Genomic DNA, 13,255 nt, shown 5'->3' with positions numbered 1-13,255 from the left:
ACCGCTGACCGAGAGCACGACCCGCAGGGGCGCCGGCGCTGCCGGCGCCCCTGCGGCGTCTCCCGTCTCCGAGGGGCCCTTCCTCGTCGTCGGGCTGGGCAACCCCGGCCCCGGCTACGCCGGCAACCGGCACAACGTGGGCGCCATGGTGCTCGCCGAGCTGGCCGCGCGGGCCGGGGTGAAGCTGTCGGCCGGCAAGGGACCCCGCTCGCGGGCGATGTCCGGTGAGGGCCGCCTGGCCGGCCGCCGGGTCGTCCTCGCCGTGCCGCTGACCTACATGAACGAGTCCGGCAGCCCCGTGCGCGGCCTGCTGGACTACCACCACCTCCCCGCCACCGACCTCGTCGTCGTCCACGACGAGCTGGACATCGCGTTCGAGGCGGTGCGGCTCAAGCGGGGTGGGGGAGAGGGCGGCCACAACGGGCTGCGCTCCATCACCCGCGCCACCGGCACCAGGGACTACCTGCGCGTCCGCGTCGGGATCGGCCGCCCGCCCGGGCGTCAGGACCCCGCCGACTTCGTCCTCAAGGACTTCTCCGCCACCGAGCGCAAGACGCTCGACCTGCTGGTCGCGGAGGCCGCCGACGCCACCGAGCTGCTCCTGGAGCGCGGCCTGGAGGCCGCGCAGAACGTGGTGCACCCCCGCAGCTGAACCACCGGTCACCACCCGCCGGTGCAGACGGGTGACTCCGGCGTCCCAACGGGTGAACGTCCCCCCGCTCGATTGCTGCCGGCCGTGACGTCCTGTGATCGTCACTGTGCGTTGCTGCAGAGGCCGCTCCTCGGTCACCCACACCCGATCGGTGCGGTTCCGCCGGCAGCGCCCACACGCTGGGTGAGCGAGACGACCGTCTGAGGGGGAACGATGCTGCTGCTGCGCACCGAGTCCACGGAGGCCGGCGAGGCCCTCGTGCCGGCGCCCCGCGGGAACGGCGACGCGCGCGTCCCCCGGCTCGCGGTCGCCCCGCGGGCCGACCGCCCCGGGACCGCCTGGGTCCGCCGGCACCGGCTCGGCCTGGTGGGGCTCGAGGCAGCGCTGGCCGCCGTCGCCGGCACCGCCGTGCTGGTCGCCCGGGAGGGCGTCGCCGGCGGCGCGCTCTGGTGGGCCTGCCTGTCGCTGGTGGTCGTCTGGCCCCTGCTGCTGGGTGCCACCGGGGCGCACCACGAGCGGGTCCTCGGCGTGGGCAGCGACGAGTTCCGCCGCATCGGTCGCGCCGGCCTGCTGCTGCTCGCCGGCCTCGGCTTCGTCAGCTACGCCGCCGCGCTCGAGCTGAGCCGGGCGCTGGTCGTCATCGCCGTCCCGCTGCTGACCCTGGCGACCCTCGTCCTGCGGTACGCCGCCCGTCGGGTGCTGCACCGCCGCCGCATGCGCGGGGAGTGCGTCAAGCGGGTCGTCGTCGTGGGCCGCGGCGGCGCCGCCCTGGAGCTGGTCGACCGGCTGCGCACCACCCGCCACGCCGGGCTGGACGTCGTCGCCCTGTGCGTCACCCCGGCCGACCGCGGCCGGGTGGCCCAGGCCGTCGACCTGCCCGTCGCCGGGCTGGACGAGGTGGTGGCGACCGCCGTCCGGACCGGTGCCGACACCATCGCGGTGACCTCTGCCTCGGAGACCGCCGCCCAGTACCTGCGGTCGCTGTCCTGGCAGCTCGAGGGCACCGGCCTGGAGCTGCTCGTCGCCCCCGGCCTGGTCGAGGTGGCCGGTCCCCGGCTGCACATCCGCCCCTTCGAGGGCCTGCCGCTGCTCGCGGTGGAACAGCCCCGGTTCGAGGGCTGGCGGCGGGTGGTCAAGGGCGCCCTGGACCGTTCGGTCGCGCTGACCGCCCTGGTGGCGCTCGCCCCGGTGTTCGCCGTCCTCGCGGTGGCCGTGCGGCTCTCCGGCCCCGGCCCGGTCTTCTTCCGCCAGCAGCGGGTGGGCGTCGGGGGCGCCGAGTTCACCATGCTCAAGTTCCGCAGCATGGTCGACGGCGCACACCGGCAGGTCGCCGGGCTCTCCGACGGCAACGACGCCGACGGCCTGCTGTTCAAGATGCGCTCGGACCCCCGCGTCACCCCGGTCGGCCGGTGGCTGCGCCGCCTCTCGCTGGACGAGCTCCCGCAGCTGGTCAACGTGCTCACCGGGTCGATGTCGCTGGTCGGGCCGAGGCCGCCGCTGCCGGAGGAGGTCGCCCGCTACGACTCCTCGGTGAGCCGGCGCCTGCTGGTCCGGCCCGGGCTCACCGGCCTGTGGCAGATCTCCGGCCGCAGCGACCTCTCCTGGGAGGAGGCGGTCCGGCTGGACCTGCGCTACGTGGAGAACTGGTCGCTGGCGCTGGACGCCCAGATCCTCTGGAAGACCGCCCGCGCGGTGGTCTCCGCCAGCGGGGCGTACTGACCGCCGCGGCGGACCCGGTCGGGTGACGGGAACCCCGCCGGCCCCTTCCTCCCTCCGGGTGACGGTGGCGTCGCAGAAGGCGACTCCGGCGCCCCGTCGGGGGATGGTCGGACCAGGAACGGCCGGTCCCAGGCACCGGCCTCCGCGTCCGGGCCCGTCCCGGACCGGGACGCGGCGTCCTCGACGAGGGGCGTCAGCAGCAGCACGGGGAGAAACGGAGCCGCAGACCATGCCATCCAGGAGGTCGGACCCGCTCCGCATCGCGCTGGTGGGGACCCGCGGCGTCCCGGCCCGGTACGGCGGCTTCGAGACCGCCGTCGAGGAGGTCGGCCGCCGGCTGGCCGACGCCGGCCACGACGTCGTCGTCTACTGCCGGACGGCGGCCGACCAGCCGCGCCCGGCCACGCACCTGGGCATGCGCCTGGTGCACCTGCCGGCGCTGCGCCGGCGCTCGCTGGAGACGCTGAGCCACACCGGGCTGTCGGTGGCCCACCTGCTCGCCCACCGGGTGGACGCCGCGGTGGTGTTCAACGCGGCGAACGCGCCCTGGCTGCCGCTGCTGCGCGCCGCCCGGATCCCGGTCGCCACCCACGTGGACGGCCTGGAGTGGCAGCGCGCCAAGTGGGGTGGGGTCGGGAAGCGCTACTACCGCGTCGTCGAGGCGCTGTCGGTCCGCTGGTCCGACGCGCTGATCGCCGACGCGCAGGGCATCGCCGACTACTACCGGGACGAGTTCTCCGCGCCCACCGAGCAGATCGCCTACGGCGCCCCGAAGCTCGACGACCCGGCCGCCGACAAGCTCGCCGCCGCCGGCCTCACCCCCGGTGGCTTCCACCTGGTCGTCGCCCGCTTCGAGCCGGAGAACCACGTCGACGTCATCGTCGACGGGTACCGGCGCAGCGACGCCCGCCTGCCGTTGGTCGTCGTGGGCTCGGCCCCCTACGCCGACGACTACACCCGCCGCGTGCACGCACTCGCCGACGACCGGGTGCGGTTCCTGGGTGGCGTCTGGGACCAGGAGCTGCTCGACCAGCTCTACCGGCACTGCCACACCTACCTGCACGGGCACTCGGTGGGCGGGACCAACCCCTCGCTGCTGCGCGCCATCGGCGCCGGCGCGGCCACCATCGCCTACGACGTCTCCTTCAACCGCGAGGTGCTGGAGACCAGCGGTCAGTACTTCCGGACCGCCGGCGACGTCGCCGCGGCGCTCGCCGCGGCCGAGGCCGACGTCCCCGGCACGCGACGCCGCGGCAAGCGCGCCCGGCTGCTGTCGGTGCGCTACGACTGGGACCACGTGGCCGCCGCCTACGAGGCGCTGTGCCAGCGGCTGGCGGCCCGGGACTTCCCGCGGTCGCGGCCCAGCGGCCGGCGGCTCCGGCTCGGCCCGGCCGCGACCCCGGGTGAGCCCGTCCCCGCCCCGCCGCGGCCGGCGGTGTCGCCGGGCCCCCGCACATCGGACGAGTACTCGAAGCGCTCGTCCGCCCCCGCGGCCGCCGATGCGCCCTCCGTCCGGTCGGCCGGGGCATGAGCGGGATCCTGGACCGCCCGGCGACGACGCCGGCCCCGGCCGCCCGGCCCCGGCCGGGCGAGGAGACGCTGCGGGAGACGCTCCACCGGCTGGGCTCGGCGCAGAAGGGCGCCAAGGGCGCACCGGCCTACTCGCGGTTCGTCAACCGCAAGCTCGGCCGGCTGCTGGCCGCGCTCGCCTTCCACGCCCGGCTGACCCCGAACGCGGTCACCGGCATCAGCGCGCTGTTCACCTTCTCGGGGATCGCCGCGCTGGCGCTGCTGCCGCCCTCGGGGTGGATGGGCCTGCTGGTCAGCTCCTGCCTGGCCGTCGGCTACGCCTTCGACTCCGCCGACGGTCAGCTGGCCCGGCTGCGGGGCGGTGGGTCGCCGGCGGGTGAGTGGCTGGACCACATGGTCGACGCGCTGAAGACCTCGAGCCTGCACCTGGCCGTCCTGATCGGTTGGTACCGCTTCGAGTGGTTCGAGCGCGGCCCGCTGCTGCTGCTGCCGCTGGCGTTCTGCGTGGTCGCCGCGGTCTTCTTCTTCGGCATCATGCTCAACGAGGCGCTGCGCGCCCAGCACGGTGTGACCACCCGGGCGCAGCCGACCGGGGAACGGGCGAGCGTGCTGCGGTCGCTGGTGGTGCTCCCCACCGACTACGGGTCGCTGTGCTGGGTGTTCCTGCTGGCCGGTGCGGGCCCGTTCTTCCTGGCCGGCTACGCAGTCCTGTTCCTGGCCATGACCGGCTACCTGGCGGCCGCCTCGGTCCGCTGGTTCCGTGAGATGTCGAGGTTGCCGTGATGACGGAGAACGCACCCACCGACGGCCCGGACGCCGGGGCGCGGGACCGCGCCACCCGCCGGCGGGCGGCGCTCGCCGCCGGGGTGGTGGTCGTCGTGGCCGCCGTCGTGCTGGCGCTGGTGCTCGGCCGCGGTTCCGGGGAGTCCGGTGGCGCGGCCGCCGGCACCGCCACCGCGGCCCCCTCGTCCGGCGCCGCGGCGAGCTCGTCGGCGCCGGCCACCGAGGGCCCGGCCGCGAGCGAGGCGCCGGTGGCCACCCCCGAAGGGGACCAGGCGACCGGTGACCTGGACGCGCCGCCGCCCTCGCTGGCGGCGGTGCAGCTGGACGAGCCGGTCGTCGTCGACGAGGTCACGCTCTCCGTGGTGTCCGTGGAGGCCATCGACGGCACCGGAGTGGGAGTGGGCAACGTGGCCGGCCCGGCGCTGCGCGTCACCGTCCGCGCCCGCAACGGCACGGAGGCCCCCCAGGACCTCGACGCCGTCTCGGTCAACCTCTCCACCGGTGCGGACGAGACTCCCGCCTCGCCGCTCCGCGACCCGTCGGCCGCGCCGTTCGCCGGCACGCTGGCACCCGGCGACACCGCGGAGGGCGTGTACGTCTTCAGCGTGCCGGTGGCGGCCCGGGACATGGTGACGGTCGAGGTCGGTCACCGGCCCGGCGCACCCGTGGCGGTGTTCCGCGGCGCGGCCCGCTGAGGCACCGCACTCCAGCACGTCCGCTACGCCGACGGCCCCCTCGACCTTGGTCGAGGGGGCCGTCGGCGTTACTGCGCGCACAGTGCCGGGCGGTGACCGAGAGCGATCGCGGGAAAACAAGAAGTCACAATCTGTGGCTGATCCGCCCGTTCGGGGGCCCGTCGACTGCGTTCGGTCACCGCATAGAGGGATGGTTGCCCCCCTCTCCTCACGCTTAGTGTTCTCGTGCTGGCCGGCACGGCCTGCGTCATCACACTCGGCGAGCGAGGAACCCCATGTCTGCACCACGCGCGGTGACGTCCAGGTCCGTCCTGGCCGGACTGCTCAGCCTCTTCCTCTTCACCGGTGTGGTGGGCGGCCTGGTGGCGCCCGGCGCCGCCTCCGCCGCGACCACCGTGGCCCTCCCCGCGCCCACCGCGGCCGACCCGGCCACGGTGACCGCCGACGCGCTGCCCACGGTGCAGATCAACGGCGTCGCCTGGTCCCAGGTGGTGGTCGGCAACACCGTCTACGTGGCGGGCAAGTTCACCAGCGCACGCCCGGCGGGTGCCGCCGCCGGTCAGCAGGAGACGCCCCGCAACAACCTGCTCGCCTACGACATCCGCACCGGTGAGCTCATCACCTCCTTCGCGCCGAGCCTGAACGCTCAGGCCCTCGTGGTGACGGCCTCGCCCGACGGGTCCCGGATCTACGTCGGCGGCGACTTCACCCAGGCCGACGGTCAGCCGCGCGACCGGATCGCCGCCTACAGCACCGCGACCGGCCAGCTGGTCGGCGACTTCCGGCCGGCCTTCAACAGCCAGGTGACCGCGATCGCGGCGACGAACGAGACGGTCTACGCCGGTGGCTGGTTCAACGCGGTCGGCTCCGCGGCGCGCAGCCGGCTGGCGGCCGTCTCGGCCGCCGACGGCTCCCTGCTGCCCTGGGCGCCGGTGCCCGGCACCGGGCCGACCGACGGCAACGACGACGGCAACCGGGCGACGAGCAACACGGTCATGGCGCTGGTGCTGACCCACGGCGGCAAGCAGGTCGTGGCCGCCGGCCGGTTCGACACCCTGAACGGCGTCAAGTCCACCGGCGTCGGGGCCCTGGACGCCTCGACCGGTGCGACCCGGCCCTTCGCCATCGGCCGGCTGCTCACCAACCAGGGCGTCAACTCCGCCGTCTACAGCCTGAGCACCGACGGCACGAACGTCTACGGCACCGCCTACGACTTCTACGGGCCGGGCAACCTCGAGGGCTCGTTCGCCGCCACCGCCGAAGGTGGCGAGGTCCAGTGGATCAACAACTGCCACGGTGACACGTACTCGAGCTTCCCCATGGGCGGCGCCCTCTACGCGGCCGGCCACTCGCACACGTGCGAGGGGATCGGCGCGTTCGTGGAGCAGAACCCGCGGATCCACATGTACGGCACCGCGGTCAGCCTGGTGGCCACCGGGAAGGTGACCCGGCCGACCATCGCCAACGACAACCTCCTCGGCCTGCCCGCGCCCTCGCTGCTGGCCTGGTCGCCCACCTTCTACTCGGGCAGCTACACCGGGCAGGGCCAGGCGGGCTGGAGCGTGGCCGGCAACAGCGAGTACGTCGTCTACGGCGGTGAGTTCCCCGCGGTCAACTCCAGCTACCAGCAGGGGCTGGTCCGGTTCGCCGTCCCCAGCATCGCGCCGAACGCGATCGGACCGAAGCAGACCTCCGGCTTCACCCCGACCACCAAGGTCCTGTCCGCCGGGACCGTGCGCGTCACCTGGCAGGGGCTGGTCGACCGCGACGACCACCACCTGGTCTACCGCCTGTACCGGGACGGCAACACGACCACTCCGGTGTACGAGACGACCGCCCCGTCGCTCTGGTGGGACGTGCCGACCCTTGGCCACGTGGACACCGGCCTGGCCGCCGGGAGCCACCGCTACCTGGTGACGGCGTCGGACGCCGCCGGCAACACGGTCACCTCCGGCTGGACGACGGTCGACGTCGCCACCGGCGGCACCAGCACCCCCCGGCCGTACGCGGACACCGTGCGGGCGGACGGTGCCCAGTCGTACTGGCCGCTGGGCGAAACCTCCGGCAGCGCCGGGTTCGACCACGTCGGCGCCGCTGACCTGCGGGTCGGCTCTGGTGTGACGCGCGGCCAGAAGGGCGCCCTCACCCGCGACGCGGACACCGCCTACCGGTTCAACGGCCAGAGCAGCGGCCTGGCCGCCACGACCACCGCCGTCCAGGGCCCGAACACCTTCACGGTCGAGGCGTGGTTCCAGACCACGACCAGGTCGGGCGGCAAGATCGTCGGCTTCGGCAGCTCGTCGAGCGGCGCGAGCCGCAGCTACGACCGGCACGTCTACATGGACACCCGCGGGCGCCTGAACTTCGGCGTCTACCCCGGTGTCGAGCGGGTGGTCACCAGCTCGGCGGCCTACAACGACGGCAAGTGGCACCACGTCGTGGCCTCGCTGGGCTCCACCGGGATGGCGCTGTACGTCGACGGCACGCTCGTCGGCTCGCGGACCGACGCCACGAGCGCCGAGCCCTACCGCGGCTACTGGCGGATCGGCGGCGACAGCAGCTGGAGCGGCGCGAGCTACTTCGCCGGCCTGGTCGACGAGGTCGCCGTGTACCCCACGGTCCTGCCTGCCGACGTGGTCGCCGCCCACCACACCCTGGGTGCGACGGGCACGGCACCGAACCTCGCGCCGACGGCCGCCTACGCCGTCGACGTCCGTGACCTGACGGCGTCGTTCGACGCCTCGGGCTCCACGGACCGGGACGGCACCGTGGCCTCCTACGCCTGGGCCTTCGGTGACGGTGCCACCGGCGGCGGGGTGACCCCCAGCCACACGTACGCGGCGCCGGGCACCTACGACGTCACCCTCACCGTGACCGACGACCGGGGTGCCACGGCCACGCACACCAGCCGCGTGACGGTGACCGCTCCGCCGCCGAACCAGGCGCCGCAGGCGGCCTTCACGAGCACGGTCGCCGGCCTGGGCGTCTCCTTCGACGGCACCGGCTCCACCGACGCCGACGGCACGGTCGCCGCCCACGCCTGGGACTTCGGTGACGGGGCCACCGGCACCGGCGCCACGGCCACGCACACCTACGCCGCGGACGGCACCTACCAGGTCCGGCTCACCGTCACCGACGACGACGGGGCCACCGGCACCGTGGTGCGCCCGGTGACCGTGGCCACCCCGGTGGTGCTCGCCGCGGACTCCTTCGGCCGCACGACGTCGGCCGGCCTCGGCTCCGCCACGGTCGGCGGAGCGTGGACGGTCTCCTCGACGGCCGCGACCCGGGTGTCCGAGGGCCTCGCCCGGCTGCAGGTGCCGGCGGGTCAGACCACCGCCGCGTGGCTGGACGCCGTCTCCGTCCGCGACACCGCGGTGCAGACGACCTTCTCCCTGGACCGGGCCCCGACCGGGGGTGGCGTCTACGCCTCCCTGGTGGCCCGCCACGTCGGCTCGACCGACCACCGGGTGGTCACGCGGTTCGCCGCCGACGGCTCCGTGGTGCTCACCCTGATGCGGGTCGAGGCCGGGGTCCAGACCGACCTCCGGACGGTCACCGTCCCGGGCCTGCGCTACACCGCCGGCGACCGGCTCGTCGTGCGGCTGGACGCCAGCGGCTCCGACTCCACCGCGCTGGGGGCCAAGGCGTGGCTGAGCGGCTCCGCCGAGCCCGCCACCTGGCAGGTGACGGCGACGGACACCGCCGCGGCGCTGCAGCGTGCCGGGGGCGTGGGCGTGTCGATCTACCAGTCCGGCTCGGCCACCAGCGTGGCCACGGTCGGGGTGGACGACGTCTGGGCCGGCCCGGCCGGCACCGCACCGGTGCCCGGCTGGCAACCGCCGGCGCCGGCGAACGAGGCACCGGTCGCGGCCTTCGCCTCGGCCGTCTCCGGCCTGGCCGTCACGCTCGACGCCACCGGCTCCACCGACGCCGACGGCACGGTGGCCTCCTACGCCTGGGACTTCGGTGACGGCACCAGCGGCACCGGTGCGACGACCTCGCACACCTACACCGCCGCCGGCGCGTACGAGGTGGCGCTGACCGTCACCGACGACGACGGCGCGACGGCCCGGCGGGTGCAGACGGTCACGGTGACCGTTCCGGTCGCCACGGTGTCCGTCGCCACGGACGCCTTCGGGCGCTCGGTCGCCGCGGGCCTCGGCGCCGCCGATCTCGGCGGCGCGTGGACGACCAGCCCGACGGCGCGCACCTCGGTCTCCGGCGGGACCGCGGTGCTCCAGGTGCCGGCCGGTCAGACGACGGCGGCCTTCCTGGACTCGGTCTCGGCCGGCGACGTCTCGATCCGCACGTCCCTCTCGCTGGACCGGGCCGCCACCGGTGGCGGCACCTACGCCTCGGTGGTCGGCCGCCACGTCGGCTCCACCGACTACCGGGTGGTGACGCGGTTCAGCTCCCAGGGCTTCGTCGTGCTGACCCTGATGCGCGTGGACTCGGGCACGCAGACCGAGCTGCGCTCGGTGACGGTGCCCGGCCTGACCTACACGGCCGGCACGCCGCTGCAGGTGCGCCTCGACCTGACCGGCACCGGCACCACCACGCTGGCGGCGAAGGCCTGGGCGACCGGGACGGCCGAGCCGGCGGACTGGCAGGTCAGCGCCACCGACACCGCCGCGGCGCTGCAGCGGCCCGGCGGGGTGGGCGTGTCGATCTACCAGTCCGGCTCGGCCACCGCCGAGATGCGGGTCTCCGTGGACGACCTGGCGGTCACCTCGCCGCGGACCGGCGAGGAGCCGCCGGCCGGGGAGGAGCCGCCGGCCGGGGAGGAGCCGCCGGCCGGGGAGGAGCCGCCGGTGGCGGAGAACCAGGCGCCGTCGGCGTCGTTCACCTCGTCCGTCGCCGGGCTGACGGTCACGCTGGACGGCACCGCCTCCGCCGACCCGGACGGCGCGGTCGCCGCCCACGCCTGGGACTTCGGCGACGGCACCACCGGCACCGGCGCGACGGTGACCCACACCTACACCGCGGCCGGGACCCACACCGTCCGGCTGACGGTCACCGACGGCGCCGGTGCGACCGGCACGGTGGCGCACGACGTGACCGTGGCAGCGGCTCCGGAGCCGGGGACCCCGGAGGCGCCGGCCCCCCTCGCCGCGGACAGCTTCGACCGGGAGGTGCCCTCCGGGTGGGGCACGGCCGACAGCGGCGGCGCGTGGACGACGACCGGGACACCGGGGACGGTCTCGGTGACCGACGGCGCCGGCCAGCTGAGCGCCGCTGCCGGACAGAGCGCGACCGCGCTGCTGGGCAGCTTCGCCGAGCAGCAGGTGGCCGTGCAGGTCGACGTCACCCTGCCGACGGTGCCGACCGGTGGCGGCACCTACCTCAGCCTGGCCACCCAGCGCGCAGGGTCCAGCGACCACCGCGTGAAGCTGTGGTTCCACGCCGATGGCACGGTGGACGTCATGCTGATCCGGGTCGTCGACGGGGTCGAGACGGTGCTGAACGGGCGCCTGCTGCCGGGCACCTACGTGCCGGGTGAGGTGCTGCGGGTCCGCTTCGACGCCAGCGGCACCGACACCACCTCGCTGCGCGCCAAGGTGTGGTCGGCGACGGCGGAGGAGCCGGTGGAGTGGACGCTGACCGCGGTGGACGCCACCCCGGGCTCGGCGCGGACCGGGGCCCTGTTCCTCCAGGCGTACGTCTCCGGCTCGGCGACCACCGCCTCGACCGTGCGCATCGACAACCTGTGGGCGGGCCGGGCCGGGACCGCGCCGGTCGAAGGGTGACCGCCCCGGCAACGGGCCGGCCGGCGGACGGCGGGCTGCTCGGCGTCGTGGTGGTCAACTACGCCTCCGCCGCGCTGATCCGCCGCAACCTGGGCGCGGCCGGCCCGCTCGGCCCGCACGTGCGGGTGGTGGTCGTGGACAACGCGAGCACCGTCGCCGAGCGGGACGCGGTGCGCGAGCTGACCGGCGAGCTGGGCTGGACGCTGGTCGAGCTGCCCGGCAACCGCGGGTTCGGCGTGGGGAGCAACGCCGGCATCGCGCGGGCCCGGGAGCTGGGCTGCACCACCTTCTGCTGCCTGAACCCGGACGCCGTGGTCTCCCCGGAGGTGCTGGACCAGCTGCGCCGGGCCAGCCTCGCCGACCCCCTGGCGATGATCGCCCCCCGGATCACCGACTCCACCGGCCGCACCGTCTTCGCCGGCTCGCTGCTCTCACTGGCCTCCGGCCGGATCCGGTCCCCGCAGAGCGGCACCCCGCTGCGCGGGCCGGTCCAGGAGTGGCTGACCGGCGCCTGCTTCGTGCTGCACGCAGAGCTGGTCGACCGGACCGGCGGGTTCGCCGACGACTACTTCCTCTACTGGGAGGACGTCGAGCTCAGCACGCGCGTGCTGGCCGTCGGGGGCCGGCTGGTCGTGCGCGAGGACCTGGTCGCCGTGCACGACGAGGGCGGCACCCAGGGCGAGCGCAGCGGGACCGCCAAGTCCGACCTGTACTACCGGTACAACTGCCGCAACCGGCTGGTCTTCGCCGCCCGGAACCTGCCCCGCCGCAGGGTCCTCGCCTGGGTGCTGCGCACCCCGGCCGAGAGCTGGGACATCCTCCTGCGGGGCGGCCGCCGGCAGCTGGTGGAGTCACCGGGGCCGCTGCTGGCCGCGGTCCGCGGCAGCCTGGCCGGCCTGCTGATCGCCCTGCGGGCGCTCGTCACCGGCCCGGCCGGCGGGCGGCGGCCCACCCCGGGGCCCGCGCCGGTGCTCGTCGCCCACCCCGGCGCCGAGCTCTACGGCTCGGACCGGGTGCTCCTGGAGTCCGTCGGGGCCCTGGCCCGGACCCGCCCGGTCACCGTCGTCGTCCCCGGGCCGGGCCCGCTGGTCACCGAGCTCGAGGCCCGGGGCGCGCAGGTGGTCTGCTGCCCGATGCCGGTGCTGCGCCGATCGGCCCTGCGGCCGGCCGGCCTGCTGCGCCTGGTGGCCGACACGGTGCGCTCGCTGCCCCGGGCCCTGCGGCTGGTCCGCCGGCACGGCCGCGGCGGGGTGTACGTCAACACCGTGACCATCCCGTCCTGGACGGTGCTCGGCCGGCTCGCCCGCCGCCCGGTGCTGGTCCACGTGCACGAGGCGGAGCGGTCGACCCCGCGGGCGGTCCGCACGGCGATGGCGCTCCCGCTGCGGCTGGCCCGCACGGTGGTCGTCAACAGCACGACCACCCGCGACGTCCTCGGTGAGGTCCAGCCGGGTCTCCTCGACCGCACCGTGGTCGTCCGCAACGCGGTCGCCGGCCCCCCGGTGCTGGTCCCGCCGCGTGCCGAGCTGACCGGCCCGCTCCAGCTGCTCTACGTGGGCCGCCTCTCGCCGCGGAAGGGCCCACACGTGGCCGTCGCGGCGCTCGCCGCGCTGCGCGACCGCGGGGTCGAGGCGCACCTGACGCTGGTCGGCGCGGTCTTCGCGGGCTACGAGTGGTACGAGCGGGAGCTGCGGGAGTCCGTGGACGCCCTCGGGCTGACCGGGCAGGTCCGCTTCCTCGGCTTCCACCGCGACATCTGGGCGATGACCGCCGACGCCGACGTCGTGCTCGTGCCGTCGCAGACCGACGAGTCCTTCGGCAACACCGCCGTGGAGGGCGTCCTCGCGGCGCGACCGGTGGTGGTCAGCTCGATCGACGGTCTCCGCGAGGCGACCACGGGGTACGGCTGCGTGACCGTCGTCGAGCCGGCGGCGGTGGACGCCTGGGCCGATGCGCTGGAGTCCGTGGCCGCTCGCTGGTCCCAGCTGCGGGCGGTCGCGACCGCCGACGCCGGCACCGCCCGCGCGCGGCACGCACCGGGCCGGTACGGCGCGGAGGTCGTCGCCGCGGTCGCCGCGCTGTCCGCTCGCCGGTGAGCGCGGCGGACCAGCCCCTTCGGGGGACGC

At 75.4% G+C, this 13,255-nt stretch carries 7 protein-coding genes; all 7 read left to right on the top strand.

The window, feature by feature from the left end; all coding sequences use genetic code 11:
• Positions 1–4 precede the first annotated feature (4 nt).
• The 7 genes from pth to ACI795_RS00910 all read left to right on the top strand — a co-directional run bounded on the left by pth (position 5) and on the right by ACI795_RS00910 (position 13,225).
• Entirely contained in the window at positions 5–652 is a 648-nt protein-coding gene (pth, locus tag ACI795_RS00940; protein WP_457073764.1) for an aminoacyl-tRNA hydrolase, read from the top strand.
• A 213-nt stretch (positions 653–865) separates the two neighbouring features.
• Positions 866–2,371, top strand: coding sequence for a sugar transferase (locus ACI795_RS00935; RefSeq protein WP_457073152.1), 1,506 nt, complete (start codon positions 866–868; stop codon positions 2,369–2,371).
• A gap of 229 nt (positions 2,372–2,600) precedes the next feature.
• Positions 2,601–3,902: a DUF1972 domain-containing protein gene (locus ACI795_RS00930; RefSeq protein WP_457073151.1), complete on the top strand. Its 1,302-nt coding sequence runs from the start codon at positions 2,601–2,603 to the stop codon at positions 3,900–3,902.
• Positions 3,899–4,684 carry a CDP-alcohol phosphatidyltransferase family protein gene (locus ACI795_RS00925; protein ID WP_457073150.1) on the top strand — a complete coding sequence of 262 codons (786 nt, stop codon included), beginning with the start codon at positions 3,899–3,901 and terminating at the stop codon, positions 4,682–4,684. The genes ACI795_RS00930 and ACI795_RS00925 overlap by 4 nt, the downstream gene beginning before the upstream one ends.
• On the top strand, positions 4,684–5,379 hold the full coding sequence (locus ACI795_RS00920; RefSeq protein ID WP_457073149.1) for a hypothetical protein: 696 nt from the start codon (positions 4,684–4,686) through the stop codon (positions 5,377–5,379). Before ACI795_RS00925 ends, ACI795_RS00920 begins: the two co-directional genes overlap by 1 nt.
• A 293-nt stretch (positions 5,380–5,672) precedes the next feature.
• The gene (locus ACI795_RS00915; protein WP_457073148.1) at positions 5,673–11,129 is read left to right on the top strand and encodes a PKD domain-containing protein; all 5,457 of its coding nucleotides are present in this window, start codon (positions 5,673–5,675) and stop codon (positions 11,127–11,129) included.
• A complete protein-coding gene (locus ACI795_RS00910) occupies positions 11,126–13,225 on the top strand; it encodes a glycosyltransferase (RefSeq protein WP_457073147.1) in 2,100 nt (699 codons plus the stop codon). The genes ACI795_RS00915 and ACI795_RS00910 overlap by 4 nt, the downstream gene beginning before the upstream one ends.
• The last annotated feature ends 30 nt before the right edge of the window (positions 13,226–13,255 follow it).

This window comes from Modestobacter sp. SYSU DS0290 (assembly GCF_054050955.1).
This window is presented reverse-complemented; position numbering and strand designations above follow the sequence as displayed.

What these genes read in the sequence shown, in the direction of transcription:
- ACI795_RS00925 (WP_457073150.1), top strand. Translation starts at nt 3,899, where the DNA reads ATGAGCGGGATCCTGGACCGCCCGGCGACGACGCCGGCCCCGGCCGCC.
- ACI795_RS00935 (WP_457073152.1), top strand. Translation starts at nt 866, where the DNA reads ATGCTGCTGCTGCGCACCGAGTCCACGGAGGCCGGCGAGGCCCTCGTG.
- ACI795_RS00920 (WP_457073149.1), top strand. Translation starts at nt 4,684, where the DNA reads ATGACGGAGAACGCACCCACCGACGGCCCGGACGCCGGGGCGCGGGAC.
- ACI795_RS00930 (WP_457073151.1), top strand. Translation starts at nt 2,601, where the DNA reads ATGCCATCCAGGAGGTCGGACCCGCTCCGCATCGCGCTGGTGGGGACC.